The sequence below is a fragment of the Maribacter aestuarii genome, from assembly GCF_027474845.2.
Taxonomy (GTDB): Bacteria; Bacteroidota; Bacteroidia; order Flavobacteriales; family Flavobacteriaceae; genus Maribacter; species Maribacter aestuarii.
On the sequence record NZ_CP107031.2, the window covers coordinates 1,028,739 to 1,055,658 of the forward strand.

The following is a 26,920-nucleotide window of genomic DNA, read 5'->3' on the forward strand; positions in this document are numbered from 1 at the left end:
ACACGTTTTGAAAAAGCTTATAAACAAGTTCATGGCCATTCGCTGTATCAAGATTTACCGGATAGCATAGCCACAAAATCCTTCACTCCCAAACAGGTGTTCAATATGCTTTACGCATCTGCTTCGGCGCCACAACAAGGATGGCGAAGCCTTCCAGAAAAATATAGGGGTAAGGGCAATGCTGGTGCTATTGCTTATGCAGGAATGGGTACGTTAGTTGATTCATCAGGAATTTGGAGTGGTCAATTAAGACCTGGAGCACTCATGCAAGTTTGGCGGTTAAAAGAAGACTATGAATTGGTAGTGCAAGGCGTAGATGTTAAAAAACTTGATCCTTATGGACATTCGTTCATTTTCATGGATTATGTATATGACAAGGATAATGTCATTGTCGGCATAAAAATTGCCGACCAAGGATTTCAGAGTTATCGTCCATTAGTACCTAGCGACTATGAAGTCTGGTGGGCCGTTAATCTTAGTATCTAATGTAGGTACTAGCTAGGAAATACATGAAAAATTAACGTTCCTTTTGAAATTCGTTTAAGAATAAACCGTTAGATTTATGGAGGTTCATCTTAACTATTTATAAAAAATAAACATGTTATTTTTTTCCTTTTTACTACTGTTAGGTTTCGATGTCAACATGCCACCTATAATAGAATCAGCTATTGAGCATAGCATCGATGATACAAGACCTGTACCAAATTTTGACACAATAGTATTCAACGACACATTGAAATCGAATGTAGAAACGAATCTGGATACCCTATCCTACAAGGATACCAAAGCAGGAATTGACCAATTGCGAAAACGCTTGGGAGAAGCGCGGCGCTTAGGGAAAATTTCTCTTGACAGCATTAAATCAGAGTTCACGACTCAATTAGTAGATAGGATCATTCCCCATTGGTATGGCACTCCTTGGAGTTTTGGGGGACATACTGCTGTGCCAAACCAAGGCGAGATTGCATGTGGTTATTTCATCTCCACCACGCTACGGGATATGGGCATACAACTTAACCGTTTTAAATTAGCGCAAAAATCCCCAATAGACGAGGCTAAAGTTATAAGTTGCGGCTCAGAAATTTATAGTGTTGCACAGGATAGTCCTGAAAAAGCGTTTGCGGAAATTGATCGCATAACCCAGGAAGGAATCCACTTTATTGGCTTTGACGTGGGACATGTGGGCTATCTTCTAAAAAGCGAAGGCGAATTGTTTCTGATACATTCCAATTACCTTTCCCCAGGATCAGTTTGCATAGAACCTCTCAAGGAATCAAGGGTTTTTAAAAGCTTTTCCAAATTCCACCTTGTGGATATTTCCAATAACGATACTCTCATTCAACTTTGGCTGGATAATGGAATTGTCTTGTAATAGGTATAAGGCTAGTATTCGGTTTCTATTCTTTGAGAATACCTATTAATTGTTGACTTTGGCCAATTCCCAAATTATTAAGATGATAGGGCGGGTTGTTTGTATAAAAACTTCTGTTTCTGATTATGTATTCCTTTGTATCAAAACCAATACTGTTATCCTCTTTTACTATCCGTTCAAGAGAGATTTCCTTTCCTCATCCATTAATAGTTGCTGCAATCAATTCTATACCTTAGTTTGGAAGTAATGTAAATGATATTTCATTAAGCATGATTTTTTAACCCTAAATGCAATGGAAAATCATCTATAAATAAGTCCCGTTTTAAACAGGATAATCCCCATTAAACAACAAACAATATTTTTAGAGATACAATTTAAAGTGGGCCCGTAAAAAGTTAGCTTTATCGGACTTTTTTAAAAAACAAGATTTCGGTGACCTTTACGAACTATTTTTCAATGCAGTTTGGTTATTGTCCGCTAATATATCAGCATTCGATTTGGCTTCAATAAGTTTTTCAAATACTAAGCATGCCGTCAAATCTCCCGTTACATTCACTGCGGTTCTAAACATACCCAGAATCCGGTCTATTCCAATAATAATGAGTAGACCATCAACCGGAATTCCTGCACTTTGCAATACTGAAGCAAGTATAATAACTCCACCTCCAGGAATTGCCGGTGTTCCTATAGAGGCGGCCACAACGGTAAAAGTAATTAACAGAAGGCTCATTATTGTCAATTCAATGCCATAGGCCTGAGCCAGAAATAAAGTTGTTACGCATTGGAACAATGCCGTTCCATCCATGTTAATGGTGGCGCCGACCGGGATGACGAAATCACTGATATTAGAGGAAACCCCCAATTTTTCATCTGCTGTTTTCATGGAAAGAGGCATAACGGCTGCTGAACTGGCAGTGGAGAATGCCAATAGTAGTGGTTCCCTTATCGCCTTCAAGAACTTGAGGGGGTTTTTCCTGGTAACGACCAAGGCAACCAACAAATAGAATACCAATAATATCATCAGACCCAGCACAACTACGATAATATAATATCCCAAACCAAGGAATATTTGAACACTTGTCCTGGATAGTAAGGCTGCCATCAAGCCAAATACAGCATAGGGCACCAGCAGCATGGCCCACGATACTATAATCATACAGATTTTCTGAATGGCCTCCGAGAAACGAATGATAGGGCTTGCTGTTTCCTGACGGAGTTGGGTAATGGCTACACCAATAATAATCGTAAAAATTACAACGCCCAACATTTCACCAGTCAAGATGGACTCTAGGGGATTACTTGGGATAAGGTTTGATATCGCATTTGGGATATCCTCAATAAGGTTGGTTTTATCAGCGGGTGTTATTTGACTTTCGCCACTATTTGGAAATCCACCTAGCTTAAAAATATACTGGCCAGGTTTAAAAATAAATGTTACGACCAGGCCTATCATGATGGCAATAGCAGTAGTTAAAATGAAATATAGCGATAGTCGAAGACCAAAGGTTTTAAGATTATCTGAACTGTTACTCACAATTCCTGTAATAATTGATGTAAATATCAATGGAATCATGATCATTTGAACCAAACGCATAAAAATTTGACCTGGCAGGTCGAGCCAATCGGCAAGGCGCAAACTAACAGTCTCTGAAAGCAACCCTACAGATGGATTGAGTAGCACTCCGATTCCCGCTCCTACAACTAGGCCAATAATTACCTTGAGCCATAAGCGGCCTTTTATAAGATGATCTAAATGAACCGACAAATTATTGAGCGGTCTGAAATCAATCATGGTATTATTTGGTTATTTATACGACATTCACATTAAACAGATAGCCAACCAATGCCGTTAACCCCATAGCCACAGTTCCCCAAAACGTAATCCGAGCGACTGCTTTACCTACACTGGAACCTCCAGTTTTAGCGGCAAGTGCCCCTAATAAAATCAAAAAGAAAAGGGCAAAACCATAAAGCGTATACTCTATGCTTTCTAATGACAAAAAAAGTACAACTAGTAATGGTAATAGTCCACCAACGGTAAATGCCGCACCTGAAGCAAAAGCAGCCTGTATGGGGTTAGCCTGACTTATTTCGTTGATACCCAATTCGTCTCGAATATGTGCCCCAAGGGCATCGTGCTCTGTTAGTTCTTTTGCAACGTTTTGGGCAGTTTTCTTTTTTAGGCCTCTTTTTTCATAAATCTGCGCTAGTATTTGCAACTCAACTTCCGGCGTTTCTTCCAATTCCTGTTTTTCGCGTTCAATATCTGCCTTTTCAACATCTGTTTGAGAACTGACCGAAACATATTCCCCAGCGGCCATCGATAATGCACCGGCAACCAGCCCCGCTAAGGTTGCCAATAAAATAGTCTCCCTACTATCACTTGCTGCGGCGACCCCGATTGCTATACTTGCAGTTGATAAGATACCATCATTTGCGCCTAAAACTGCTGCTCTTAGCCAATTACTACGATGGATGTAGTGACTGTCTAAATAATTGTCGATGGTCTTTGTATTTTCCACTTCCTTTCCCATTTTTTTAATTTATGAACTGATCAGAACTATCTTATTACTGAACCAAAAGCCATTTTACTCATTAATCGAAATTTAAATATCCCGACACTTGCGTCCAAATCTAAGTTGAATTTTCATTTTAATGCCTCCCGGGCTTGCCCCAAGGGGCATTACCGATTAAACTCCATATTTAATAATAATCGCCATTTGCCCTGCATGATGGTTGGTGTGCGATACGATTCTTCCAAATGCCTGGGCCTTGGTTTTAGTACCGAATTCCTTTGTTGTGATAGTTGTTTCCCAATCCGTGTCTGTTTGTTCCTTTACAATGGATTTTAGGGTTTGGGCTGCACGGTTTACATATTCCCTTAACTCGTCCAAGTTTGTCCATTCGCCTGTATCTTTCTGGGCAATCACAGTTTTCGCAGTAACCCTAACTTCCTTGGCACCAAAGACGTTTTTTGCAAAGAGCAATTCGACGTCCCCAATATGTCGAATTAGAAATCCGACACTATTCACTGATGGCGGGAGTTTCCTTTTCAGGTCATCTTGGGAAAGTTTTACAAGTTGATTTGAAAACCGTGTTCGGGCTTCCTGCCACAATTCTAAAAATAGTTCTGTTTTGGTTTTCATTGGCCCACATGTCATCGTTTAATAAACCTGCAAGTAATCAATAATGTATTTGTCAAGTTATGATTTAGGTCATATAGAATAATCGCAAAGAATTCTATATTTAGCCTTCATATTTTTCGGATTTCCACTAAAATCTTAAGCGAAATCTAGTGGCAGGAAATAATATTAAAAACAATGTAGTGGACCCAATTACCAACTTGCCGATTTCGGCTACAATTTGGGTGAAACCATCGATACAAAAATCCGTCGTCATTGTTTTCTGAAAGGAAAGTTTGTATATCGTAGTTTCGGCCTTGAATAGCGTATTGGGAAGAATATTGATACTGTAAATTATATGGACTTTTAGCTCTAGTATTTCACTATGAAAAAAGATAATCCCCGATTTACTTTTGCTCAAATACTTGAAGGCCTAGAAGGCGTTGCCATTATCATCGCCTGTTACCTTACATTTTTTCTGAAACCCCTGCGAGCACGATGGGGACTCAGCAAAGAAGAAGCTAAACGACCGCTTCCAGGTGATGGAATCATTAAATCGCCAAAATCGAAATTCACCCATGCAATCAATATTAATGCCCCTACAGAATATGTATGGCCTTGGATAGCGCAAATCGGTCAAGGAAAAGGCGGGTTTTATTCGTACGAAGCTTTGGAGAATTTAATCGGTTTACAAATTTATAATTCGGACGTAGTGCTGCCCAAATTTCAAAATCCCACCATCGACGATAGCGTTGCCTTCGCCCCCGGAGATTGCACACCTATCGTCATTTGCGAACCTGGGCACGCCATGGCAATAGAGAATTCACTTGACATGGATAGTAACCAAAAGTATGACCCTAAGGGACCTGCCCCAAAAAACTATTTGCACCTTACCTGGCTTTGGTTTGTTGAAGCGATAGACGAGAACCACTCCCGATTAATTTCCAGAAACAGGGTAGATTATGCCCCAAACATCAAAAACAAGTTAATGTTTGGACCGTTAACGGAGCCGGTAGTTTTTGCCATGGACCGGAAAATGTGTTTTGGAATAAAAAAGCGGGCGGAACTTTTATACCACGACTCCCATGCAAAATAGCTTTCCCAGCATCTCCTGATTCCAGTTAAATTATCTAAAATAAGTCGTGAAATCTTGTAAATTAAAACAAGAGTTCCAGGCGCAATACGCCCCATACGACATGCCAAATCAAATAATAAAGCAGCCTAAGGGCATACATGCTGATGAAACCATATCTCTTGAATGTTAAAAGTTGGGTTATGTTAAAGAAAAAAAGGTTGACCCAAACAGAACCTGTTGCCCAGGTGGTGTAGCTCTCCATAAAAACAACCTGATATGTTGGCTCAACGAGCGCCACAATCAAAATGTAGGGTAAAACAATCCTATCATAGACGGACCTTTTAAAAATGAAAGTTGATGTGACCAAGGGCAATGTCATAGGCACCACATGGAAAATAATCTCCACCAAAAAAGCGATGATTGGATAAAACAGTAACGATTCAGGAAATGGGATATTCATATCCGCTGGGTACACAATATTAATATCTATAAGTATAGCCACCAATGCAAAGAACACGGTAAGCCCAGCATAGGGAAATACTTTTTTAATCGGATACTTTTTATGAATGGTGAACCATTTCTTGGACAGCAGAAAGGATAGCGATATAAAACCCAGAATAACACTTGACCCCATAGCTATGAGCGGATGAATTTCGCCAATAAAACGCTGAAAGTGGGAACCCTTCGAATACAATAACAAACCCAAACCAGATAAAACTAGAACCATTAGTATTCCAAGGGTTCCAAATTGTTTCAGATGATTGATAATCAATTTTTTAAGACCACCCATGATTTAGTTGCGCAAGGTTAACATCAAATTATTTTAAGCCAAATAGTCTTCATCCCTAATTCAGAAGGTATTTAATGCATCTACGCTAGTAAATGACTGTAGTCAGTCAACACAAATAATTCTAGGAGGATTACTAATTGACATCCAAATAATTTCTAAGCACCAAAAATTAACTGGACTGATTTTCATCATATTAGAATTGACTTTCCGGTAGTATTTTCAACCTATCATTTGCATATCTGTAGAAAGTTTATCCCATTCTTTCTTGTTCTCCCAGTGGATATCTGCAAGTATCGTACGCTTGGCCTACGACGGTGGATTTGTAATAAATAAACGACCATGAAATACAACACTATTATTATAAGTGGAGGTTCGTCAAGGCAGAATGACAAAATTTCAAAATATGCCTGACGAAAAAGTAAACGACCCCGGGGCAAGCCCGCGAGGCGTTCCAAAAGGAAAAGACCCGAGTTTTGCGAGGAAAGCCTTGGAACATTCAAATCTCGATTATCGAGTAAATGTGAAAGTCAAGCTCGCTCTGTTCTGGATAGCCTTGATGTTCTTATATATCTACAATGATATTTTGTCACTGTATCAGCCTGGTCATGTCGCAGAACTTACAGAAGGCCACTCGCAAGGGATGTACTTTACACAGCCAATTTTATTTGGCGCGGCTGTGCTTATGGCACTTCCAGGGCTTATGGTTCTGCTTTCGGCAACCTTAAAGGTACGGTCAAACCGCTGGGCGAATATCATTGCAGGTATATTCCACATTCTTGTGCTTATCGGTACCCAATTTATAGGCGAGGGAGATACTTGGCTTTATTGGCGGTTTTATGAGCTATTGGAATTGATTTTACTGTTGCAGATTATCAGATTGGCATGGAGGTGGCCACAACATAGAATTTTAATGATGTCAAAATGAAATACAATACTATTATTATCGGAGGTGGGTTGGCAGGGCTTACTGCTGGAGCTACCCTTTCAAAATTTGGAAAGAAAGTGCTGTTATTAGAGCAACACCACAAGCCCGGTGGGTGTGCCACCACCTTTAAACGAGGCGATTTCATTATTGAAGTCGGCCTGCACGAAATGAGCGGCATCGTAGAGAATGGTACAATTCCACAAATTTTCGAAATGCTTGATGTCGATCAAGAGGTCGACCTACTGAAAGTACCCGAATTCTATGCTGCCTATTCAGATCGGGGGAAATTCGTTTTCCCGCACGGCTATGATGCAGTGACCAAGGCCTTGATCGACAGATACCCAGAGGATGCAAGAGGCATCAAGCGCTTCTTAAAAGTGCTCGCAGGAATCAGAAAAGAAGGGACTAGTCAACCGCGTTCGCGATGGGTAAAAAAGCTCATCTATCCGTTGATGCCCCTGCTCTACCCGAATCTTGTGGAAGCCGATAGACATACGGTAGGATCCTGGTTGGATAAGTACATCACCAATGAAAATGCAAAGATCGATCTGGTGGCACACCTTGCGTATTGGGGCGATGATCCCTATTCCCTATCGATGTTCTACTATGGGTTGCCTTTCTCTGGCTTTATCCAAAATGGTGGTCACTTTATAAAAGGGGGGTCCCAACAGCTGTCCAATCATCTCGCCACATTCATTGAAAAGCAGGGTGGCACTGTGCTACTTGGTAAAAAGGCAGAGAAAATCGTTACTGAGAACGGCCGAGTGACGGGAGTCACCTTCCGTGATCGATTTAACGACCATTTGGAACCCGTTACTATTTCCTGTGATAATGCAATCGCCAATTGCGCCATTCCCTTGGTACCAGCTCTGCTGGATGAGCCCTTTGCCAGTTCTTTGAAGCAACGTATCGGTGACAAAATCAATTCTTGCTCGCTATTGTGCATGTACCTCGGTTTCAGCAAGGATCTGGAGGAATTCGGAGTGAAACATTACTCGAATGTCATTGAGGGTGAGGATGTCAAATCCTTAAAGGACGTCAAGCCCAACCATCAGGGCGATTGGTCGAAGCGCAGATTCATTTTTGTAGACTATGGTAAGGTAGATGCCCAACTGGCACCACCTGACAAAACGGAAGGAGTAATCTGTACGGTCGATTACTTGCAAGACTGGGAAGGTTTGAACGAGGAAGACTACAAGGTGAAGAAGGAAGAAGTGGCCCAGATACTATTACAACGATTGGAGAAACAGTTTCCTGGAATTCGGGCAAGTATAGAATACTACGAGGTTTCTACATCAAAAACAATTCAACGATATACTTTGAATCCCGGTGGGTCGGTGTATGGTTTTGCCCAAACCAAAAAACAAACAGGGGACAAGCGATTCAGAAACAATTTCCTGATACCCAATTTGTATTTCGCATCGGCATGGGCCTTTCCAGGTGGAGGATTCGAAGGAAGCATCACGGGAGGATTCTTAGCTGCTTTGCAAATGAACAAGGACAAAATATGGTCAGCATGCGATGATTCAACCTATGTTGATGAGAGAATGGTTTCTCTCTTGGAACGTAAACCAATCAATGATAAAACTATGGAATTACGCTTTGAAAAACCGACCAAATTCCAAAACCAAAAAGGGCAGCACGCCATTCTTAATTTGTTACAGCCCAAAGTAACCGAGTTGGATATACCCTATCGCTGGCTTCCTGTTGTTTCCTCTCCAGAGGAAGATAGCATACGGTTTCATATTGAACTTGATGGCAGCAGCTTTTCCAAAAGCTGTGAGTTTATGGCTAAGGGGGATGAGGCCATAATATTTGGACCTATGGTTTAGTTCAGAATAAAACAAGCAAGTAAGCACTATAATGTATATATGTTCTATCTCCTTTCATTAACAACATTACGTACACCAATTGATGTGTGCCATGGAATCGAGATGTATTTAGACAATTTTAATATGTAGATAATCAAAATTGCAATTATGAAAACATATAAGAAAAATGCAATCAGTATTGGAGTATTGTTTATCGCCACTATGCTAGTTGGAATGATAGATGCTTATTTCGTTGAACCAGAATTAAAAAGCCCAATTATCAATATTTTACATGTGGAACGTAAACTTTTAACAGGGGTATTTTCAATATTAATAATGGCTATCGGAATAGTTTTCATTGCAATAGCATTCTATCCAGTTATTAAGAAACAAAATGAATCTATCGCCATTACTTATTTAGTTTTTAGAGTCATAGAATGTGTACTCCTTATAATTGGGCCTATTTGCTATCTTTATTTAATTGCTTTAGAAGGAGAAGCAATAATTGAATCAGGTTCTTCCAATTTTGTGACTGCTACCATATTAGCTTTGAAAGTCAAAAATTATGGTTTTCAAATAGCTATGATCTTATTGGGGATTGGCAGTTTATTTCTGTGTTACGCACTTTATACATCAAGACTTGTCCCAAGATTTTTATCGATTTGGGGTGGAATCGGATACCTATTACTACTAGTGAGTGCTGTGCTTGATATTGCTGGATTGATAGATACAGCTGATGGATTAGGAGCAATTTTATATGTTCCAGGGGGATTATGGGAGATTCTTGTTTTTCCTCTGTGGTTATTTGTAAAAGGATTCCATATTCCAGAAAAGAATAATACGAGTTGATTGATGATTAATTACGCCCCGCTTGGTCGTATCGATTCATATACTCAGGGTTGGTGATATTTAACTTTATAAATAAAAAATCTAAGGATTTAGATAACAGAAAATCATATGCAAAAAATAAGGATTCCAGAAACGATGACCGTGGCCGTTCTTAATGACTACTCCGGTGTCGATGCCATAAGTATCGAACAAAGACCGGTACCAACACCAGGTAGGAACGAAGTGTTGGTTAAAGTTGCCTTCGCACCGATAAATCCATCCGATCTGGCCACGCTAGAAGGTAATTATGGTTTTAACGATCCTACTCCCATAGTTCCGGGTGGAGAAGGTTCCGGAGAGGTTATTGCTGCCGGACCGGGAGTAATGGCGCGCTATTTCCTTGGGAAAAGGGTTGCCTGTACAGGTTGGGGAACAGGCGGAGGTGTTTGGTCGGAGTATGTGGTTAAAAGCGTAAAGGGAGGTGTTTTGTCTTTGAACAAATCATTGAGCTTAGAGCAAGGAGCAATGTCCTTTATTAACCCTCTTACGGCCAGTGCCTTCATAGACATTTCAAAAAAAGGTGGACATAAGGCAATAGTATTGACAGCTGCAGCGAGTTCATTGGGCCAAAAGGTGAACCGTCTGGGGCGAAACGAAGGAATACAAATCGTAAATGTTGTTCGAAGGGATGCACAAGTAGAACTTCTCAAAGCTCAAGGTGCCGACATTGTTTTAAATAGTTCTAATGAAGGATTTCAACAACAACTATATGATGTCTGTAATCAAACCAATGCGCATCTAGCATTTGATGCGGTGGCTGGTCCGTTAACGAATCAGCTATTACAAGCGATGCCTCAAAACAGCAAGGTCACCGTGTTCAGCGCACTTTCCCGTCAAGCTATTCAAGCAAGTCCGGGTGTTTTAATATTCGAAAATAAGAGCATTGATAGTTTCTGGCTCGGTCCGTGGATCAGCGAACAAGGTATATTTAAAACAATGCAATTGTGGAAACGCGCACAGAAACAAATAGCAACACATCTCAAAAGTGACATCAGAAAAATCTATCCGCTACAAGATGTGAAGGAAGCCATCCGAGATTATAAAAATCAAATGACCGGGGGGAAAATTTTATTGAGAATGTCATGAAAAAATACACGAATTGGAGAGAAGTTTTTGCATCTGCAAAGCCGATGGAATTCAACGCATTCAATACTGGTCGAATTACTGGAAAAATCAAAACATATGCTGACACAACATCCTTTCCCGAAAATTTTGATATGAATACGGCTTTGGATTGTGATATGATGGCTTTTAGTTTCGAACATCCTGAAAAAGGAGATATTCTAATAGATTGTGGTTTTAGCAGATCTTTTACCGATAATCCACCCTATGGGAATTTACCGGTTATAATGAAGATTTTTCAAAAACTGAACAGTATAAGATACTCTCAGCTGTCTGGTGAGGATTTTGAAAATCATATGAAAAGATTGGGTATCGAACCCACTCATGTATTCCTTACTCATGTGCATCCCGACCATACATCAGGGTTGACTTCTTTAAACTCAAACTGTACCGTTTATTTTGGAAAAAAAGAAAATACCTTTTACTATAGTTTGATTGCAGGTAGGCATTTGAAAGGAAAGAAAATCAAGCTTTTGGATTTTGATAAGAAAGGATGCGCTCTTGAACCTTTTGAAAAAGTCTTGGATGTTTTTGAAGATGCAAGTTTTTTTGCCATCTCAACACCCGGGCATACAAAAGACCATATTGCATACCTGATCAATAATCAGCCAACGCCCAATTTCATCGTTGGAGATGCCGAATTGAACCGTTGGGCGGTTGAAAATGGAATAAAAGTCAATACCGATTACGGAAAACAAGGGTTGAAAGACGTCTATAAATCATCTAAAGCGATACAACAGTTCTTAAAATTATATCCGAATATCCATGTGCACTATTCGCATAATAAGGAAGATTTGCGAACAGAGACAACAATAAGCGGGTGAAATATTGAAAAATTAACGACAAAAACAAAGTAGTATGAAAGGTGCCATTTTCTTCTCAGGTAAGTACGGAAGTACGGAACAATACGCCAACTGGATTGGCGAAGCCACTGGCTTACCAGTATTCGATATCAAAGATGCCGATGCAGATCCCTCCAAATTTGATTTTATAATATTGGGTAGTTCAATTATCTATTTTAAGCTTACTATCCGAAAATGGGCCAAGGCAAATTTATCTAAGCTCAAGGGACGTTCAAGAATTTTATTCTCGGTCTCCGGTGCTGGGCCTAGCGACAAACTCGAAAGATGGGTTGCCGCTTCCTTTCCTAGTCTATTATTAAAGCAAATGGAACATGTAGCCCTTGGCGGTAGGTTAGACCACACCAAAGTCAGTTGGACGATCCGACTGAGTCTGTATATCGGCTCCCTAATCAATCCTGATCCAGCGGCTAGTAAAGAAGAGCGCTATGGTTTCGACCATGTCGATAAAGCCAGTATTGAATCTATAGTTCAAATGATTCAAAGGTTCCAGGCAACACAGGAGACTGCTTAACTCATACCCGCAACAGTGACGATATGAATAACCTCATCACTAATTTATCGACCAGCAAAGCGGCAATGATTGTCGGGATTGCATTTATCACCTCGGTTCTCATCGTAACCATAGTTGATGATTTTCTTTTGGCCAATTTTGTAGTACCGGGCGATACAAAAGTTTTGTCGAACGATATTCAGGCTAACGAGAGACTTTTCGGTTATGCTGTTGTGGGTTATCTACTTGTACTGGTCCTTGATGCGATTATTGCTATCGCCCTTTATGTAGTTTTAAAACCTGCGAATAAGCATCTTGCATCGTTAACCACGGTTCTTAGGTTGTTATACGCTTTAACTTTGATAATGGGAGTGCTCGCTTTAGCATTCAAAAGTATCGATGCTTACGGCTATGCATCTATAAAACTCCTTGGATACGTATTTTTTGCCTTGCACATCTTTATACTTGGATATTCGGTCTTCAAGTCAGCTTATATCCCTAAAATCCTCGGTGTTTTGTTGGTGGTTGCATCTTTTACCTATATCATATTCTTTGTGGATTTTCAGCTGCCTGAAGCTCTTAATGTTATTACAATGTTAACAATGGCCGTTGCGGAACTTTCACTGAGTATCTGGTTGCTCGTTCAAAGAAAAAGACTCCCTGCCCAAACAGATTCTACTCCTTGATGGTCATTATTTTGTTGTCATATTCTTTGGTCTTATAAAGAATTCCATCAAGTATACCCGTAACTGACTTCATATTTCGAACGGCCCAAACACTATTAGACGATAGACTCTAGATTGGTAATTATAGTACTCTCGAACTCTGGCTGCACGTACTCACTTTCGATTTGCCACAAACATTAAAATCTAATTGTAGGGAAAGCATGTATTTCAATAGTGTGTTATTCATCATTTTAGTCAGGATAGTTTTGAAGAAAAAGTAGGATGAGTTATGGAAATGACCACATTACCTTTTTTGTGTCCCTTTTCAACATAGCGATGTGCTTCTGCCGCCTGCTCCAAAGAGTAAATCCGGTCTATGACCGGTTTCAGCATATTTTGCGCAACAAGCTCACCAAGAAAAATCAGGTCTTCCGTGTTTTCGCTTGCGACCCCACCTATCACCTTCTTGTCGCTCGTTATATTCGTCCATAATCCTAAAAGGATAGGTTTTAGTGACATATGAACCGATCTCAGATAGACCCCTCTTTTTTTGAGTGCCCTTACACATCCTAAAAACGGGCTCTTACCCACGGTATCAAATATGACATCGTATATCTCTCCGTTTTTGGTAAAATCTTCTCTAGTGTAATCAACTACCTTGTCGGCACCTAAAGATTTTACCATTTCAAGATTTGCAGTGCTGCATACTCCCGTAACTTCCGCGCCATAGTACTTAGCAAGCTGCACCGCATACGTGCCGAGACTACCCGAAGCTCCATAAATCAAGACCTTTTGTCCACTCTGAATATTTGCCTTTCTTAGGAAATACAATGCGGTATTTCCTCCAAAATAAATAGCAGCGGCCTCTTGGAAACTTACATTAGCCGGCTTTATAGCCAGCACGCGATCTTCAGGTACACAGGCGTACTCGGCATAGGTACCTGAATTACCACCGTAGACCGACCCAAAAACAGCGTCCCCTTTTCTAAACTTCATCACATCCTTACCAACCTCTTCAACCACACCAGCAATATCAACTCCCAAAATCTTTTTTTAGGCCTAAAGATTCCAGCGAATAATCTCACCAATATGGCTGGATCCGGCTTTCGCATGCGCACATCACCAGAAGTAACCGTAGTGGCTTTTATTTGAATGAGCACTTCATCGTTCTTGGGATTAGGTTTTGCAATATCCTTAAGTTGCAAAACCTCTGGAGGACCATAATTTTCGTATAAAATTGCCTTCATGAGCTTTATTTTGGAATACTCTTAGTAGTGCATTCCGACTGGTTTGCAAAATTGAAAAGATAGGCATAAGAATTTCTTGAGTACATTGTATTACCAAACCCGGATAAATGGTCAAATGATTCAATTAAAAAATTGGTTTGGAGAAGCTTATAAGATTTTAAAGTTCCGTTCTTCTCGACATCAAGGATGCGATTAGAAGCCCCAAACCTAAACCAACCAGCACCGAAGCCACCAATAGCAATGGTGATGTCTGAAGAAATATCATTCCGACACCAATGCCAATTAGGGTCATTCCACCAATGGCCCAGCTACTTTTGTCCTCTTTTTTGTTTGTCATAGTATTGTAATTTCAGTTCATATGGCAATATCGGAACGAATAGAAAAGCATCCTATGACAAAAATCAGACAAAAGAAAATTGTGGTTCCTCAATGCCAAAATGTTTCAATACCCTTAGTGCCCTCAGAGTATTCCACCGGCTGCGTTTCCCAGCTTTTTCCATATCAAAATGTGTTCGCCCGGGATGTTTGGCCTGTACGTTCCATGTGCCATCTTTGTTTCTCTTTTGTAAGAGCACCTCAATGGCGGGTTGCATGCGTTTGTCCCACGGAAGTTTTGCAGATTGAAAATAATCCAAAGCACTTAAAATGTCGTACCTCCAACGTCTAGGATAAGATAGCTGTAAAAAGTCTTTATTGATGATTTTTCCGGTTCTGTCCGATTTATAAAGCTGATGTAGTAAAATAAATTCTTGGGATAATCGAATCGCTTTTTGCACCTCATCCAACCGATACTTATATCCGTTATTTACATATTCCGTAAGACCTTCCAATACAGATAACGTTGTATGTAGCGAACTATGCCTTGCACCGGAACGGTTTAATCGGCAATTAAAGCCTCCATCGGGCATTATTTGGGTCAACATGCAATCAACAACAGATTTTAATTCTTTTTCATTGGTTTTGAAATAAGAAGCATAGTTTAAGAACATTCCGTTAATGCATTGATCACTCAATTGCTTTGCGCCTGTTGGTAAAATACCCCCATCATTTGCTTTCTCATTTTTCAGGATTATAGCAATGGATTCTCTAATGAGTGAATTATCCGGCGCCATACAAAGGCTGCGTAAGTCGATCAGGGTATAATGGGTGGATGTCCATTTGGGTTGATAGAACTTTTGGCCCCAATTTCCATCTGGTTTACGTTTTGAGAGGAATTGGGCCGCCCAGCCTTCAGAGGCAATTCGTTTTCTTAAATCATCGCGCTCTGTTAACAGCAGATCACGGTATACTTGATATCGAATGGAAATATCTCCTGATAAAAGCCACTGTATTCTATTTTTAGAATTCATATGCTTTTATGATGTTTTCAATACTATATTTACCCCTCCAATTCTGCAAACAATACCATATAATTATGCCCTTCTTTTTTGGCACATTTTGGGCAATAGGCGTAGTGCACATAATAATTTTTAGCCTTTTGTTTCTGCTTATCCAAATAAGCATTCATCTGTTTGATGAATTTTGGAACCGCTTTAAAGGCCCCATCAAAAACCTTGCTAACGAAAGTGCCCGAAAGATTGATATTTTCTGCCTCCATTATAAAATTTTCCACAGACAAAAATAAGTCCGTTTTAAAGGCACTTGGATCCGAGAACAATAAGAGAACATCCTCTTTATTGGCAGCAAGACTATTAGAATCTTCCGCTAGCCTCATCATTTTTGTTACCTTATTACCAATCATGGGAGGCAAGGGAATATGAAAAAGTGTAGGCACCGATGCTTTGATAAATTTCTTACGGTCCCAATGATAGGTTTTTTTATCCCATTTTTCAGGATGAAAGGTCGCACAACATTCTTCATTTCTTTTCACGATAACCGTACTATCTTCGTTTCGTTTTTTCATGACCCTATAATTAATTTCATGACCCCCTATACTGCATAAAGTACCAATCGCTTACATTCTAATTTTCTCTTTTGTTGAAAGTTCTTTTTTGAGAATATTTCTGAATCGGGTAGCGCTTATATAATGGTCTTCCAACAACTTTCCATTATGTAAAAGGTTAAAAACCCCATAGCCCGAAGGCGCATGCTTGGCTTCTTTCGCCGTTTTTATTTTCTCTACTTTGAGATCAATATCATGGTCCATGGCTACATTCAAAATAGCTTCAACCGATTTTTCTTGCCAAGGACATTGATCAGCATATAGCAAATGCCAGCCTTGATATTTTTCTTGTTCTGCGGTCCAGTCTATAAGGGTAGGATTTGACGCTGTGGTATTCCATTTTTTTGACAACAATTCAAACCTTCCTCTGCGGTCAACTTCAATGAACCCGTTGTTTTCAAAAATACTTTTGTTGGCAATCCAAACACCTGTACTGGTCATCACACAAACCCCATCCATATTGTTAGACTTGGCCTCCCTTTCAGCTTCATTTATGAGCAGGGTGCCGTAGCCTTTGTTCCGGTCTTTTTTGGAGTAAACATACATGCAATGAATGAACATATAATTATCGGCATCAACAGGTCTCCACGCATATTTGGCAGGAACGTATTCTATAAAGCCGATCATTTTGTCATCGGCATTTTTAAGAATTTTCAGCTGTAATCCCTCCTTATATCTTTTTTCAAACCATTTCCGTTTGTTCTCAAAACCCGGATTGGTAATATCTTTGACACAAAAAAGGGTTTCTTGCTTTACATTTTCAGGGGTGACCGTTATAATTTTTTTCGGAATCATTTTTTCAAAACTTAAAACTCATACTCCTTCTAAATAGTTGCGATATTTTCGCAAGCCTTCATTCATCATTTCAACAGCCCCTTTACTGGTCATCGTCGCTCCTGAAATACCTTCCACGATAATACCATCATCAGCTCTCTTTTCAATTGCTTTTTGAAGATTAAAGATTTTCTGCTCAAAATTTATTTTTGTGTCAATGAATTGATTTTCAAACGACGATTGGGTCATTGCGGCACCATACCCTTCTGATTCTGCTTTGTGTTCAAAAGCTACTTTTTTGATTTCTAAAGACTTTCGGTCAACCAGCACATTGGCCCAGATGGCCCCTCCAAATCCCTTACCTTGAACGGGTAGAATTGAAGTATCCGTGTTTTTAATTTCAAATATCGGCATCACAGTTACTTGTCCTGGTCTCATCATAGCCTTGTAAAGGCCTATTGCCCTTGTCATGTCTATTGGGTTAACCGTTCCGGTTGCATCAAGTTCTTTGAAAATCATCAATGAATCAATATTGGTGGAATCGGAGAAAGTTGGTTCGGCAAATTTTGCTAGTTCCCTTATGACAGCAGGCACCTTTGTCACTGCTACGGGTTGCTGCGTTACTTCGTCGATTTGCGGTTGTGCCGTTTCCTTATTTTCTTTACAGTTCCAAATTAGTGGAACAATAAGTAACACTAGTAGTTTTGCTTTCATCGTATCAATTTTTTTAGATGATTCAGCCTCTTTTTATCAATTGTTTTCTGTACGTTATTTTTTTATTTGGAACGTCCCAAATCTCCATGACGGGTGTATCAGATTCATATCCATTTTCTTCTACATATCTTTCCAACGCGGGATAAACTTTGATTATACCAAGTATCACGGAAGACATTCCCCTATTGGGAAACTCGGCTACAAGGTATTCTCCGAGAGGATATTCGGAAACTTCAAAATCAGCCCTTATGGCATCCAACTTATCAAAATCAGTTTCTAGAATGCATCCTACATCAGATCGTAATGTGCTTTTTTCTTTAGTCTTCGGGTTATCGTAATAAATGCCAAAACCTTTTGTGGTTTCAATACCGTGGTCATCGATTAAATTTTGGTACACCCGATCCGAAACGATAGCGCTCTGAGCGTAATCTCCGGTCATTTTTTCATAGACCAAAGTCTCGCCTCCACATTGGATAATTTCAGGAGATATTTTTGTAAAACCACCGTAATAGGCAAAGGCACCTATCATTGCTACTAGGATTAAGCCAAGGATGCCAAGAAATATGGTTTTACCTTTCATTTTTTAGGTTTTTATGAAGTCAACATTCCCCCATCAACCACATGGGTACAACCCGTAATGAACTTACTTTCATCAGAAGCCAAAAACAAGGCCATATCGGCAATTTCGCTAGACTCTATATACCTTCCAAATGGCACGGTAGCCTCAAATCCTTTCATAACTTGATCTGGGTTTTCAGGATCCATTTCCTTTTCAATACGCCGCATCATATCGTTGTTGACGGGACCTGGATGAATACTGTTTACGCGTATTTTTCGTTCTGCGTTCTCTAGGGCCGCTACACGCATGAGGCCGATAACACCATGTTTGCTGGCCACATAAGCACCGAGACCTGCAAAACCCTTAAGACCTGCTACGGAAGAAGTAATCATAACACTGCCGCCTTCTCCCATTTTGGGAATAACATGCTTACAACCCAACCACACCCCCTTAAGGTTAATAGCTATGACCTTATCGAACATTTCATCGGGATATTCGGCTATAGGCTTTGACGTACCTTCTATACCGGCATTGGCAAAAAAGATGTCGATTTTATCGTATACTTCCAGCGTGTGTTCCACAAACTTTTTTGTATCGGTAGCTTTAGAAACATCGGCAACACAATACGATAGGTTCTCATGGTCTAATTCTAAACTGGCCTTTTCCAATACATCTTTATTTAGATCTACAATGACCACTTTAGCGCCCTCATGCAAGAAAAGCTTTGCTGTTGCTTTTCCTATTCCACCTGCCCCACCTGTAATGATGGCAACTTTACCTCTTAATCGTTCCATCATCCTTAATTTTGTTGATTCAAATCTATTTTGCGTACCTCCCATTTACCTTCTTCATTTTTTACCCTAAGTAAATTCTCAGAAAGTAATTTTGCCCTTATATCCGGGGTTTGGTAGCGTTTTTTGGACATCAGGATATTCTGCCTTTCGGCAATGGGCCAAAGCATTTCCCCTTTGGCATTCAACAAAACTTCAGTAAAGGTGTAATCGTAGATATTCAATTGAAACTTATTTTTTCCCCTAAAGTCTTTTCTGCCATATATACCAATTGCCTTACCATCATCGAACTCGGTAACATTCAAATAGTCGGGCTCTATGACAACTTTTCCGCTGGTATCCATGAAGCCATAATAGGGTATATCTTCTTCCTTCATTTCTTGGATGATACATAGTCCCTCTTTAAATTTTGGATATTCGACACCTTCAACACCAGGCTTGGTAGTATTGACGTTGGCGTTCCAGACGATATCACTCCTAAAGTCTATGACCAATTTTCCAGTTTTATCAATAAAACCCCATTGATTTCCCTTTCTAACGGCGGCCAGGCCTTCGCTAAAGGGCGCTACCCAGTCGAGACCATCTAATGTGGGCTTGTTCATACTCTCAACTGTTTGTGAAATACCGAAAAAAGGTGCTGTAATAAGCAAAGCGAGTACTAGTACTATATCTTTCATCTTGTTATGTTTTTTGTTTGTTCGAAGGTAGTATCGCAGTTCTTTTCTTAAAATGATATTTGTCAGTCTTACCGCATCTAAAAGAGGTTGCTTAATTGTCAATACCTAAAGCTGAATTACCTATTGCTCGAAGTATATGATGACCATTGCGCAAGATTTCCTTTCTGCCGTAAAGCCAGGTCGGTTTTAACACTGTCAACAAAAAAGATAAGTTGCTCCTTTTGTTTAATTAGAACATCAAATTCGAATAGATCATGCTTTTCAAATCTTTGGGAAGACTGTCCCGAATGTCCTCCATCTCACCAAGTGAAACATACTTTCTTAGATAAATAAAAGTCGTATCCACATAGCGCTCTGCCACCTCATCGCTATATTCAAAGTCATTGACTTCAGCCGGCCAATCATGGGCACGGACCAAATCCAAAAACTCCGCCATTTTTCTTACTTTGGGTTTTTTCTTTTTGATATTCCATCCGTTTACGTAGATCGCTTTTAAGAACATGGGTAGTTGGGCAATGAATTGGAGCGATTCTTCCGGTGGAATAATATCCCTTAGAGCGTGCATGATGGCGGTAAAAATGCGCCCCGCCTTGTCGCGGTCATTAGCCATATTCATTTCCTTTGCATAGTCCTTTATAAAGGTATTTCCTTCTGTTGCATATTGATTAAAGTTGAGAGCCATGATTTCCATTTTTAAAGTGAGATGTGAAATTTAGAATTAACGGCAACTTTTGAAATGATATAAATCATTTTATGAAAAGAATAGCATAGATACTTTTGGATGGAAACATTAAAGAACATATCATGACCATACACATCCAATATGTACAGATGCCAGAAAGCGAATCGCTGAGCAAGATTGTAACCCGTAACCTACAAAAAATGGCACATAAGTATCAATTCGTTATCCGTGCCGATGTTTTTTTTAAACTAGGGCAAGGCAAGGACGGAAAAGATAAAATCTGTGAAATAAAACTAAGCGCTCCCGGTCCACAGCTATTTGCCAAATCCACCGAAGATAATTTTGAAAAGGCAGCCGCGGAAACGATTAGCGATTTAGACCGACAGTTAAGAAAGCGAAAAGAAAAATTCGCTAGACGTAAAAAAGCCATTTAAAATGAAGAAAATACTCGTACCCGTTGATTTTTCCGAACCCTCAGCTTATGCTTTGGAGGTCGCAGCAAAAATAGCCGAATTACAGAAGGCCGAAATTGTTGTACTACATATGTTAGGACTCTCGGAAGCGGTACTAACCAAAGACGAGACCCAAGAATATGAAGAGGCAAAATATTATATGGAGCTGGCCAGAAAGCGGTTCAAAAGTTTTTTGAACAAACCGTACTTAAAGGATATTAAAATAAAACAAATCGTCCAGAATTATAAAATATTCAAAGAGTTGAACAAAGTAGCACAAGAACAACATATTGATTTGATTGTCATGGGCTCCCACGGAACAAGTGGGATAAGCGAGATTTTTGTAGGCTCCAATACCGAAAAAGTGGTACGGACCTCAGATGTGCCAGTCCTTGTAGTAAAAGAACAAAACCAAGACTTCCAAATCAAAAAAATCCTGTTCGCCTGTGATTTTACCGATGATACGATTTTAGCCTTTAAAAATGTTATCGCCTTTGCAGCCGCTTTTTCAGCTAAGTTGAAACTGGTTTATATCAATACTCCATATGATCGCTTTCTAAGTACTACTGAAATAGAGGAACGTATCTCAAAATTCTTTTATAAAGCCGGTGATGCTCAACAAGAGGTCGTGATCCATAATGATTACAATGTAGAGCAGGGACTAATGAACTATTCCAAAAAGGGGAATTTTGATGTACTGGCAATGCCTACGCGTGGTAAAAAACCCTTTTTACATTTCCTTCTTGGTAGCCGAAGTATTGGTGAAGACGTCGTTAACCATGCAAACCTTCCTGTACTTACGTTTAAAATCTAAGCATAAAAGCAAGTTGATCGAACCATCGAAGAAAAATAGGCCTACTTCAACAACAATTCAATCTTAGCTAAAATTACCAGTTCAGATTTGTTCTTTCCTGCAAAGGAATTGGCAATGGCACCAGCTGTCTTTTTGGTCAAGGATTTTATTTCTTCTGAAAACGCGTGTGGATGTTCGTTATAAAAATCCTTGAATTCCTCATAACAGTCTTCGCTGCTCCGGCCGTATTCCATAAGTCCATCGAAAACGATTTCAATCTGGTTTGCGGCATCCGTACCGTAACGATCTGTAAAATCATCCACATATAGCCAATCTTCCTTGACGATTTCCTTCACTTTGGTCCATTCTTTATCATGTACACTACCATCACTTATGGCCACGGCATAAAACAGTTTACCTAAGCTTTCGTAGAGCATGTTCATAGTTCTAGCTGTATTTTTCATCCTCTCTGATTTAATTACTACTGCTTTAAAAATAGAATACCCATAGCTGCCTTTATATGATAAAAATCAGTATGGAATCTTTATATTTGATTTATGCGGGTTTTTCAGAAAAACAGTAACATATTTAATCTTCTTTCTGAGGGTGTTTCCGAAGGTATTATAGTAGTGAACACAGAACAGGTAATCGTGGCCACCAATACTTCAGCAGAAGAAATGTTCGGGTATAAAAAAGATGAGCTCATGGGAAAACCCTTGGATACGCTCATCCCGAAAAGATATCACAAAAAGCACGACACCCATGTGGAACATTTTATTGCAAAAAGTGGGAAAAGACAAATGGGGCATGGTCGCGATTTGTATGGCGTTCGCAAAAACGGTCACGAATTTCCGGTTGAAGCAGGTCTGAATCCTTTTGAACTTTACGGGGCAACTTATGTAATGGCTTTAATAATAGACATTACGGAGCGTAAAATAAAGGAAAAAGAACTCAGTCACTGGGCTCGAATTTTTGACGACTCATTGAATGAAATCTATGTGTTTGATGCAAAAACTTTCAAATTCACCCATGTAAACAAAGAAGCGCAAAGAAACATAGGGTTTACTATTGACGAATTGGTGATGATGACCCCAGTAGATATCAAACCGGAATTTAACGAACCTAAATTTCAGGAATTACTAATGCCCATATTAGAAGAAAAGACCGGCAAAGTAAAATTTGAGACAACACACGGTAGAAAAGATGGATCTTCTTATCCCGTAGAAGTACATTTACAACTATCGGCCATGGGAGAAAAGGAGGTTTTTGTTGCTATAATATTAGATATAACAGAACGAAAAAATTACACCGAAAAACTTGAAAAAACGGTACTCGAGCGTACCAAACAATTGACAGATGCATTAGCAAAGGAAAAAGAATTGAACGAATTGAAGACTCGTTTCCTTTCCTTAGTATCGCACGAGTTCAAAACACCTTTAAGTAGTATTCTAACATCTATAACCTTACTTGGAAAATATACGCAGACGGAACAACAAGAAAAGCGGGACAAACATGTAACTACAATTAAAAATAAAGTCAAATATCTAGATGCAATTCTTAACGATTTTCTTTCGGTAGAACGTTTGGAGTCCGGTAAGGTACAGTATAAGATAGAACATTTTCCACTTAGTAAAGTCATTAACGAAGTAGTTTACGATGCCAATATGCTGCTTAAAGAAGGACAGAAAATCCAGTATCCTGAGAATATAGATGATATAATTTTAGAGTTTGATGAAAAAACCTTGGAATTGGCGCTGTCCAACCTGGTACACAACGCTATTAAATATTCCCCTGAAGATTCGATAATCGATTTACAGGTAGAAACAGGAGATGACGGATTACTTTTGAAAATAATAGATACGGGAATGGGCATCCCCAAACAGGAACAGAAACATATTTTCAATCGCTATTTCAGGGCCAAGAATGCCTTATTGACCCAAGGGACGGGTATTGGCCTTAATATTGCGAAGCAACACCTAGAGAACTTAGGCGCCAGTCTTAACTTCTCTAGCATAGAGAACAAAGGGTCCACATTTACCGTACTAATTCCAAAAAAAATTAATATCACCTAGAAATGAAAGGAGCCATTACGATATTTATAACTTACTTAACTATTCAATGGCGAATTACATCTGACACCAAAGAAATAATTAAAGCCAGCAGATGAAAACAATTTTATTAATCGAAGACGATAAAGCTTTACGCGAGAATACCGAGGAGCTTCTGGAACTTTCAGGTTATTCTGTTCTAACCGCGCCTAATGGTAAAATTGGTATAGAATTGGTCAAACAAAATTTACCGGATATTATCGTTTGTGACATTATGATGCCGGTTATAGATGGATACGGAGTTTTAGAAAACCTATCCGCCGACGAAAAAACAAAACAAATTCCATTTATCTTCCTATCCGCGAAAACGGAGCATAAAGAAATACGAAAAGGCATGGACTTGGGTGCGGACGATTACCTAACCAAACCTTTTGAAGAAGAAGACCTTATTAGTGCCATAGAAAGCCGTTTGGCAAAGGCGGAACTTATGAACCGTATGCTCGATAAAACGTCAAGCGACCATGGTGTTTCACAGGATGAGATGCGCACTTTACACGAATTAAAGAATTTTTTTGACGATAACGGCGAAGTTGTTCATTTTGACCAAGGGGAACTAATTTACCAAGAAGGTTCGCGCTCCAATCAAATTTATCTCATTCTAAAGGGACTTGTAAAGTGCCATAGTATGGATGCGGATGGTAAGGAACTGATTACCTCATTATTCCGAGCGGATGATTTTTTAGGTTTTACTTCTTTTTTAAATAATATTCCCTACCAAGAATCTGCAACGGCGATGGAACCAGTGGACTTAGCCGGTATTTCCAAAGAGCGTCTAACGGAAATCTTAAAAAAAAATAAGAATATCTCCTTGGAACTCATGGAACTATTAACAGAGAATATAAGTGTTATCAAAGCACAGCTACTCCAAATGGCTTATAGCTCTGTCCGTAAGAAAACGGCACAAACACTATTGCAGTTTGCCGAGATAATGAATACCAATCCAGAAGAACCCATCAAGATATCACGCAATGACTTAGCAAGTGTTGCCGGTATTGCTACGGAAAGTCTCATACGCACCCTTTCTGGTTTTAAAAAGGAAGGGCTCATAGCCATCGAAGGCCGAAATATTCGGATTAAGGAATTAAAAGCATTACAGTATGTAAATTAAGTGCTTTGATTCCTCCAAAAGAAAAAAGGACCGAACTGATATTTATCATGTATTGAAGTTATTCACAACCCTACATTTGCGTACCAAGCCATGTGAATGAAGCACATATTAATACCCACAGATTTTTCAGATAATTCCTGGAATGCGTTAGCATATGCCATCGAGTTATTTAAGAAAGAGTCATGTTCCTTCTATATTTTGCATATTGGCGATTTAAAAGAATCTGAAGTGGAAAGTAATTCTTTTGCATTTCCCGTTAAAAAAATAAATGCTTCTATAAGAGAAAGATTGACCTTGCTTTCCAAACGAATTAAAGAATTGCCTGTAAAGGAAAACCATCATTTTATTGCGCTCCAGGAATACGGTAATTTTATCTCTATTATTCGTAAAACCGTAGAAGAGAAAAAAATAGATCTCATAGTAATGGGAACCAAAGGCGCATCGGGCCTTAAGGCGGTAATTGTGGGTAGTAATACTGGGGATGTTATTACCAAAGTTCTCTGCAATGTTTTGGTAATACCTGAAAACGCAACGATTAAAACGCCTCAAAAAATTGCCTTTCCAACAGATTATAACCTGTTTTACACGTATCCAATTTTAAAAACCTTAACTGAACTAATACGGATTTCACATGCCGATTTACAGGTCTTGAACGTAACGCAAGGTACAACGTCGCTTACTGCGGCCCAAGCAACAAATAGGACCTATTTGAAAGATTATTTGGAGGAAACCTTGCCTAATTCCCACAGTTTCCATAGTGTAGCAGACGGAAATATTAAGTCGGCTATCGTGAATTTTGTAGCAGATAACCGCATTGAAATGCTAACCATGGTAGCTAAGAACCTTAATTTTTTTCAACAGCTGCTGTTCGATACTTCAATCGAAAAATTAAGCTTTCATACCACCGTTCCGCTGTTAGTACTTCATGAATAACCGAGTATCATTGAACTGACCAAAATCATAGTTTATATGTCCTCTCGCGGCTACTTTTACAGAAATAGTAAAAGCAAGACCGATGAAAAGAATCTTGATTCCCACTGATTTCTCTCCAAACTCAAAAAATGCAATTCGGTATGCGCTGGACCTATTTCAAGATACTTCTTGTCAATTTTATATCCTTCACGTTAATGTAGAAGGTTCGGATTTTGTAGAAAAACCGGCTTATGAGCTCGGAACCAATGTATTGGTAAAAAAAGAACACAAGTCCATCAATAAAAAGATCAAGGATCTGGAAAAATTTATATCGTCGATTTCATCAAAAAGAAAGCATCATAATTTTACGACGATTCGTGAATACGGCACCTTTCTAAACTCAATTCGAAAACAAATTCTAGAAAAGCAAATAGACCTCATCGTCATGGGGACGCATGGCGCATCGGAATTGAAAGAGTTTTTTACGGGAACCCGCTCCGGGGATGTAATAACTAAAGTAGAGGCCGATGTCTTGGTCATTCCGGACAAAGCAAAGTATGAAGGATTTGAAAAATTGGTATTCCCTATTGACTTTGAAATTACCTACAACGATACCATCTTAAAAAAAGCAGCAAACTTGATAAGCTCGCAAAAAACCCAGATTAAGCTTTTATATGTAACCAAGTCACATATCCCACTTTTCGAGGAAATTGAGCAGCGGCAAAAGTCATTGGTAGAGCGACTATCAAAACTTTTGCCAAACCCCATTAGCTTTCAAAGGGTCGCATCCAGAAAAATAGAAGATGGGGTTCGGATTTTTGCCGAAAGTATAAATGCAGATCTAATCATAATGATATCAAAGGACTATGGTCTTTTTCAAAAGTGGTTCTTGGACACCGCTGTAGAAGAAGTAAGTTTTGAAACGAGCATTCCACTTTTATCGCTTCAAGGATGACAAAAATTTATTCAACCACATATACGCCACACCTGATGATATATATCATAGCTAATAACATCTAATGGCGATATTTTTAATAC

32 protein-coding genes are annotated in these 26,920 nt (G+C 39.3%); 16 read left to right on the plus strand and 16 right to left on the minus strand.

What is annotated here, in order from left to right; genetic code table 11:
* Nucleotides 1-105 precede the first annotated feature (105 nt).
* Both N8A89_RS04655 and N8A89_RS04660 read left to right on the plus strand, forming a co-directional pair.
* The gene (locus N8A89_RS04655; protein WP_281541202.1) at nt 106-486 is read left to right on the plus strand and encodes a hypothetical protein; all 381 of its coding nucleotides are present in this window, start codon (nt 106-108) and stop codon (nt 484-486) included.
* Nucleotides 487-598: 112 nt separating this feature from the next.
* Nucleotides 599-1,372, plus strand: a complete 774-nt coding sequence (locus N8A89_RS04660) for a hypothetical protein (RefSeq protein ID WP_281541203.1) — start codon at nt 599-601, stop codon at nt 1,370-1,372.
* A gap of 439 nt (nt 1,373-1,811) precedes the next feature.
* Here the strand turns inward: N8A89_RS04660 and N8A89_RS04665 are convergent, their stop codons facing one another.
* The 3 genes from N8A89_RS04665 to N8A89_RS04675 form a co-directional block, all read right to left on the minus strand.
* A complete protein-coding gene (locus N8A89_RS04665) occupies nt 1,812-3,164 on the minus strand; it encodes a dicarboxylate/amino acid:cation symporter (RefSeq protein WP_289644999.1) in 1,353 nt (450 codons plus the stop codon).
* Between the two features lie 16 nt (nt 3,165-3,180).
* Nucleotides 3,181-3,906, minus strand: coding sequence for a VIT1/CCC1 transporter family protein (locus tag N8A89_RS04670; RefSeq protein WP_281541206.1), 726 nt, complete (start codon nt 3,904-3,906; stop codon nt 3,181-3,183).
* A 156-nt stretch (nt 3,907-4,062) separates the two neighbouring features.
* Entirely contained in the window at nt 4,063-4,518 is a 456-nt protein-coding gene (locus tag N8A89_RS04675; RefSeq protein WP_281541207.1) for a DinB family protein, read from the minus strand.
* 361 nt (nt 4,519-4,879) lie between these two features.
* On the opposite strand from N8A89_RS04675, the gene N8A89_RS04680 reads away from it, so the two are divergent.
* A complete protein-coding gene (locus tag N8A89_RS04680) occupies nt 4,880-5,590 on the plus strand; it encodes a hypothetical protein (RefSeq protein WP_281541208.1) in 711 nt (236 codons plus the stop codon).
* 61 nt (nt 5,591-5,651) lie between these two features.
* Here N8A89_RS04680 and N8A89_RS04685 read toward each other — a convergent pair whose 3' ends face one another.
* Complete coding sequence (locus N8A89_RS04685; RefSeq protein WP_281541209.1) at nt 5,652-6,359, minus strand: hypothetical protein; 708 nt, start codon at nt 6,357-6,359, stop codon at nt 5,652-5,654.
* Nucleotides 6,360-6,879: 520 nt separating this feature from the next.
* Between N8A89_RS04685 and N8A89_RS04690 the strand changes: the two genes are divergently transcribed.
* The 7 genes from N8A89_RS04690 to N8A89_RS04720 all read left to right on the plus strand — a co-directional run bounded on the left by N8A89_RS04690 (nt 6,880) and on the right by N8A89_RS04720 (nt 13,144).
* Complete coding sequence (locus tag N8A89_RS04690) at nt 6,880-7,284, plus strand: DUF6326 family protein (protein ID WP_289645000.1); 405 nt, start codon at nt 6,880-6,882, stop codon at nt 7,282-7,284.
* The gene (locus tag N8A89_RS04695; RefSeq protein WP_289645001.1) at nt 7,281-9,116 is read left to right on the plus strand and encodes a phytoene desaturase family protein; all 1,836 of its coding nucleotides are present in this window, start codon (nt 7,281-7,283) and stop codon (nt 9,114-9,116) included. The genes N8A89_RS04690 and N8A89_RS04695 overlap by 4 nt, the downstream gene beginning before the upstream one ends.
* 147 nt (nt 9,117-9,263) lie before the next feature.
* Nucleotides 9,264-9,944, plus strand: coding sequence for a DUF4386 domain-containing protein (locus tag N8A89_RS04700; protein WP_281541212.1), 681 nt, complete (start codon nt 9,264-9,266; stop codon nt 9,942-9,944).
* A 108-nt stretch (nt 9,945-10,052) separates the two neighbouring features.
* Entirely contained in the window at nt 10,053-11,069 is a 1,017-nt protein-coding gene (locus N8A89_RS04705; RefSeq protein ID WP_289645002.1) for an alcohol dehydrogenase catalytic domain-containing protein, read from the plus strand.
* On the plus strand, nt 11,066-11,929 hold the full coding sequence (locus tag N8A89_RS04710) for an MBL fold metallo-hydrolase (protein ID WP_281541214.1): 864 nt from the start codon (nt 11,066-11,068) through the stop codon (nt 11,927-11,929). Before N8A89_RS04705 ends, N8A89_RS04710 begins: the two co-directional genes overlap by 4 nt.
* A gap of 34 nt (nt 11,930-11,963) precedes the next feature.
* Nucleotides 11,964-12,479 carry a flavodoxin domain-containing protein gene (locus N8A89_RS04715; RefSeq protein ID WP_281541215.1) on the plus strand — a complete coding sequence of 172 codons (516 nt, stop codon included), beginning with the start codon at nt 11,964-11,966 and terminating at the stop codon, nt 12,477-12,479.
* A 23-nt stretch (nt 12,480-12,502) separates the two neighbouring features.
* Nucleotides 12,503-13,144 carry a DUF4386 domain-containing protein gene (locus N8A89_RS04720; RefSeq protein ID WP_281541216.1) on the plus strand — a complete coding sequence of 214 codons (642 nt, stop codon included), beginning with the start codon at nt 12,503-12,505 and terminating at the stop codon, nt 13,142-13,144.
* Nucleotides 13,145-13,378: 234 nt separating this feature from the next.
* Here N8A89_RS04720 and N8A89_RS04725 read toward each other — a convergent pair whose 3' ends face one another.
* From N8A89_RS04725 to N8A89_RS04775, 11 genes are all read right to left on the minus strand, one after another.
* Entirely contained in the window at nt 13,379-14,167 is a 789-nt protein-coding gene (locus tag N8A89_RS04725) for an NAD(P)-dependent alcohol dehydrogenase (RefSeq protein ID WP_281541217.1), read from the minus strand.
* Nucleotides 14,119-14,370 (minus strand): hypothetical protein, encoded by a 252-nt coding sequence (locus N8A89_RS04730; protein WP_289645003.1) that lies wholly within the window; start codon nt 14,368-14,370, stop codon nt 14,119-14,121. Before N8A89_RS04730 ends, N8A89_RS04725 begins: the two co-directional genes overlap by 49 nt.
* Before the next feature lie 157 nt (nt 14,371-14,527).
* On the minus strand, nt 14,528-14,707 hold the full coding sequence (locus N8A89_RS04735) for a hypothetical protein (protein ID WP_281541219.1): 180 nt from the start codon (nt 14,705-14,707) through the stop codon (nt 14,528-14,530).
* 64 nt (nt 14,708-14,771) lie between these two features.
* A complete protein-coding gene (locus N8A89_RS04740) occupies nt 14,772-15,719 on the minus strand; it encodes a hypothetical protein (RefSeq protein ID WP_281541220.1) in 948 nt (315 codons plus the stop codon).
* 29 nt (nt 15,720-15,748) lie between these two features.
* Nucleotides 15,749-16,273, minus strand: coding sequence for a hydrolase (locus tag N8A89_RS04745; RefSeq protein WP_281541221.1), 525 nt, complete (start codon nt 16,271-16,273; stop codon nt 15,749-15,751).
* A 51-nt stretch (nt 16,274-16,324) separates the two neighbouring features.
* Nucleotides 16,325-17,107, minus strand: a complete 783-nt coding sequence (locus N8A89_RS04750) for a GNAT family N-acetyltransferase (RefSeq protein WP_281541222.1) — start codon at nt 17,105-17,107, stop codon at nt 16,325-16,327.
* 18 nt (nt 17,108-17,125) lie between these two features.
* Nucleotides 17,126-17,800, minus strand: coding sequence for an FMN-binding protein (locus N8A89_RS04755; protein WP_281541223.1), 675 nt, complete (start codon nt 17,798-17,800; stop codon nt 17,126-17,128).
* A gap of 22 nt (nt 17,801-17,822) precedes the next feature.
* Nucleotides 17,823-18,380, minus strand: a complete 558-nt coding sequence (locus N8A89_RS04760) for a GyrI-like domain-containing protein (protein ID WP_281541224.1) — start codon at nt 18,378-18,380, stop codon at nt 17,823-17,825.
* An 11-nt stretch (nt 18,381-18,391) separates the two neighbouring features.
* On the minus strand, nt 18,392-19,156 hold the full coding sequence (locus N8A89_RS04765; protein WP_347343952.1) for an SDR family NAD(P)-dependent oxidoreductase: 765 nt from the start codon (nt 19,154-19,156) through the stop codon (nt 18,392-18,394).
* A gap of 2 nt (nt 19,157-19,158) precedes the next feature.
* The gene (locus tag N8A89_RS04770) at nt 19,159-19,827 is read right to left on the minus strand and encodes a WG repeat-containing protein (RefSeq protein ID WP_281541227.1); all 669 of its coding nucleotides are present in this window, start codon (nt 19,825-19,827) and stop codon (nt 19,159-19,161) included.
* A 229-nt stretch (nt 19,828-20,056) separates the two neighbouring features.
* Entirely contained in the window at nt 20,057-20,509 is a 453-nt protein-coding gene (locus N8A89_RS04775; protein ID WP_281541228.1) for a DUF2267 domain-containing protein, read from the minus strand.
* 122 nt (nt 20,510-20,631) lie between these two features.
* On the opposite strand from N8A89_RS04775, the gene N8A89_RS04780 reads away from it, so the two are divergent.
* The gene (locus N8A89_RS04780; protein ID WP_281541229.1) at nt 20,632-20,943 is read left to right on the plus strand and encodes an HPF/RaiA family ribosome-associated protein; all 312 of its coding nucleotides are present in this window, start codon (nt 20,632-20,634) and stop codon (nt 20,941-20,943) included.
* 1 nt (nt 20,944) lies between these two features.
* Nucleotides 20,945-21,775 carry a universal stress protein gene (locus tag N8A89_RS04785; RefSeq protein ID WP_289645004.1) on the plus strand — a complete coding sequence of 277 codons (831 nt, stop codon included), beginning with the start codon at nt 20,945-20,947 and terminating at the stop codon, nt 21,773-21,775.
* A 41-nt stretch (nt 21,776-21,816) separates the two neighbouring features.
* Here N8A89_RS04785 and N8A89_RS04790 read toward each other — a convergent pair whose 3' ends face one another.
* Nucleotides 21,817-22,218 carry a hypothetical protein gene (locus N8A89_RS04790; RefSeq protein WP_281541230.1) on the minus strand — a complete coding sequence of 134 codons (402 nt, stop codon included), beginning with the start codon at nt 22,216-22,218 and terminating at the stop codon, nt 21,817-21,819.
* A 93-nt stretch (nt 22,219-22,311) separates the two neighbouring features.
* On the opposite strand from N8A89_RS04790, the gene N8A89_RS04795 reads away from it, so the two are divergent.
* The 4 genes from N8A89_RS04795 to N8A89_RS04810 all read left to right on the plus strand — a co-directional run bounded on the left by N8A89_RS04795 (nt 22,312) and on the right by N8A89_RS04810 (nt 26,837).
* Complete coding sequence (locus N8A89_RS04795; RefSeq protein WP_289645005.1) at nt 22,312-23,826, plus strand: sensor histidine kinase; 1,515 nt, start codon at nt 22,312-22,314, stop codon at nt 23,824-23,826.
* Between the two features lie 91 nt (nt 23,827-23,917).
* Nucleotides 23,918-24,970: a response regulator gene (locus N8A89_RS04800; protein ID WP_289645006.1), complete on the plus strand. Its 1,053-nt coding sequence runs from the start codon at nt 23,918-23,920 to the stop codon at nt 24,968-24,970.
* 96 nt (nt 24,971-25,066) lie between these two features.
* Nucleotides 25,067-25,903, plus strand: a complete 837-nt coding sequence (locus N8A89_RS04805; protein WP_281541232.1) for a universal stress protein — start codon at nt 25,067-25,069, stop codon at nt 25,901-25,903.
* Between the two features lie 82 nt (nt 25,904-25,985).
* A complete protein-coding gene (locus tag N8A89_RS04810) occupies nt 25,986-26,837 on the plus strand; it encodes a universal stress protein (RefSeq protein WP_281541233.1) in 852 nt (283 codons plus the stop codon).
* Nucleotides 26,838-26,920: the final 83 nt, after the last annotated feature.

Coding starts and splice junctions, on each gene's coding strand:
- N8A89_RS04660 (WP_281541203.1), top strand. CDS start 599: ATGTTATTTTTTTCCTTTTTACTACTGTTAGGTTTCGATGTCAACATG.
- N8A89_RS04680 (WP_281541208.1), top strand. CDS start 4,880: ATGAAAAAAGATAATCCCCGATTTACTTTTGCTCAAATACTTGAAGGC.
- N8A89_RS04795 (WP_289645005.1), top strand. CDS start 22,312: ATGCGGGTTTTTCAGAAAAACAGTAACATATTTAATCTTCTTTCTGAG.
- N8A89_RS04750 (WP_281541222.1), bottom strand. CDS start 17,107: ATGATTCCGAAAAAAATTATAACGGTCACCCCTGAAAATGTAAAGCAA.
- N8A89_RS04765 (WP_347343952.1), bottom strand. CDS start 19,156: ATGATGGAACGATTAAGAGGTAAAGTTGCCATCATTACAGGTGGGGCA.
- N8A89_RS04715 (WP_281541215.1), top strand. CDS start 11,964: ATGAAAGGTGCCATTTTCTTCTCAGGTAAGTACGGAAGTACGGAACAA.
- N8A89_RS04810 (WP_281541233.1), top strand. CDS start 25,986: ATGAAAAGAATCTTGATTCCCACTGATTTCTCTCCAAACTCAAAAAAT.
- N8A89_RS04745 (WP_281541221.1), bottom strand. CDS start 16,273: ATGAAAAAACGAAACGAAGATAGTACGGTTATCGTGAAAAGAAATGAA.
- N8A89_RS04675 (WP_281541207.1), bottom strand. CDS start 4,518: ATGAAAACCAAAACAGAACTATTTTTAGAATTGTGGCAGGAAGCCCGA.
- N8A89_RS04790 (WP_281541230.1), bottom strand. CDS start 22,218: ATGAAAAATACAGCTAGAACTATGAACATGCTCTACGAAAGCTTAGGT.
- N8A89_RS04685 (WP_281541209.1), bottom strand. CDS start 6,359: ATGGGTGGTCTTAAAAAATTGATTATCAATCATCTGAAACAATTTGGA.
- N8A89_RS04785 (WP_289645004.1), top strand. CDS start 20,945: ATGAAGAAAATACTCGTACCCGTTGATTTTTCCGAACCCTCAGCTTAT.
- N8A89_RS04655 (WP_281541202.1), top strand. CDS start 106: ATGCTTTACGCATCTGCTTCGGCGCCACAACAAGGATGGCGAAGCCTT.
- N8A89_RS04730 (WP_289645003.1), bottom strand. CDS start 14,370: ATGAAGGCAATTTTATACGAAAATTATGGTCCTCCAGAGGTTTTGCAA.
- N8A89_RS04780 (WP_281541229.1), top strand. CDS start 20,632: ATGACCATACACATCCAATATGTACAGATGCCAGAAAGCGAATCGCTG.
- N8A89_RS04755 (WP_281541223.1), bottom strand. CDS start 17,800: ATGAAAGCAAAACTACTAGTGTTACTTATTGTTCCACTAATTTGGAAC.
- N8A89_RS04705 (WP_289645002.1), top strand. CDS start 10,053: ATGCAAAAAATAAGGATTCCAGAAACGATGACCGTGGCCGTTCTTAAT.
- N8A89_RS04720 (WP_281541216.1), top strand. CDS start 12,503: ATGAATAACCTCATCACTAATTTATCGACCAGCAAAGCGGCAATGATT.
- N8A89_RS04805 (WP_281541232.1), top strand. CDS start 25,067: ATGAAGCACATATTAATACCCACAGATTTTTCAGATAATTCCTGGAAT.
- N8A89_RS04760 (WP_281541224.1), bottom strand. CDS start 18,380: ATGAAAGGTAAAACCATATTTCTTGGCATCCTTGGCTTAATCCTAGTA.
- N8A89_RS04775 (WP_281541228.1), bottom strand. CDS start 20,509: ATGGCTCTCAACTTTAATCAATATGCAACAGAAGGAAATACCTTTATA.
- N8A89_RS04735 (WP_281541219.1), bottom strand. CDS start 14,707: ATGACAAACAAAAAAGAGGACAAAAGTAGCTGGGCCATTGGTGGAATG.
- N8A89_RS04800 (WP_289645006.1), top strand. CDS start 23,918: ATGAAAACAATTTTATTAATCGAAGACGATAAAGCTTTACGCGAGAAT.
- N8A89_RS04770 (WP_281541227.1), bottom strand. CDS start 19,827: ATGAAAGATATAGTACTAGTACTCGCTTTGCTTATTACAGCACCTTTT.
- N8A89_RS04695 (WP_289645001.1), top strand. CDS start 7,281: ATGAAATACAATACTATTATTATCGGAGGTGGGTTGGCAGGGCTTACT.
- N8A89_RS04700 (WP_281541212.1), top strand. CDS start 9,264: ATGAAAACATATAAGAAAAATGCAATCAGTATTGGAGTATTGTTTATC.
- N8A89_RS04710 (WP_281541214.1), top strand. CDS start 11,066: ATGAAAAAATACACGAATTGGAGAGAAGTTTTTGCATCTGCAAAGCCG.
- N8A89_RS04740 (WP_281541220.1), bottom strand. CDS start 15,719: ATGAATTCTAAAAATAGAATACAGTGGCTTTTATCAGGAGATATTTCC.
- N8A89_RS04670 (WP_281541206.1), bottom strand. CDS start 3,906: ATGGGAAAGGAAGTGGAAAATACAAAGACCATCGACAATTATTTAGAC.
- N8A89_RS04665 (WP_289644999.1), bottom strand. CDS start 3,164: ATGATTGATTTCAGACCGCTCAATAATTTGTCGGTTCATTTAGATCAT.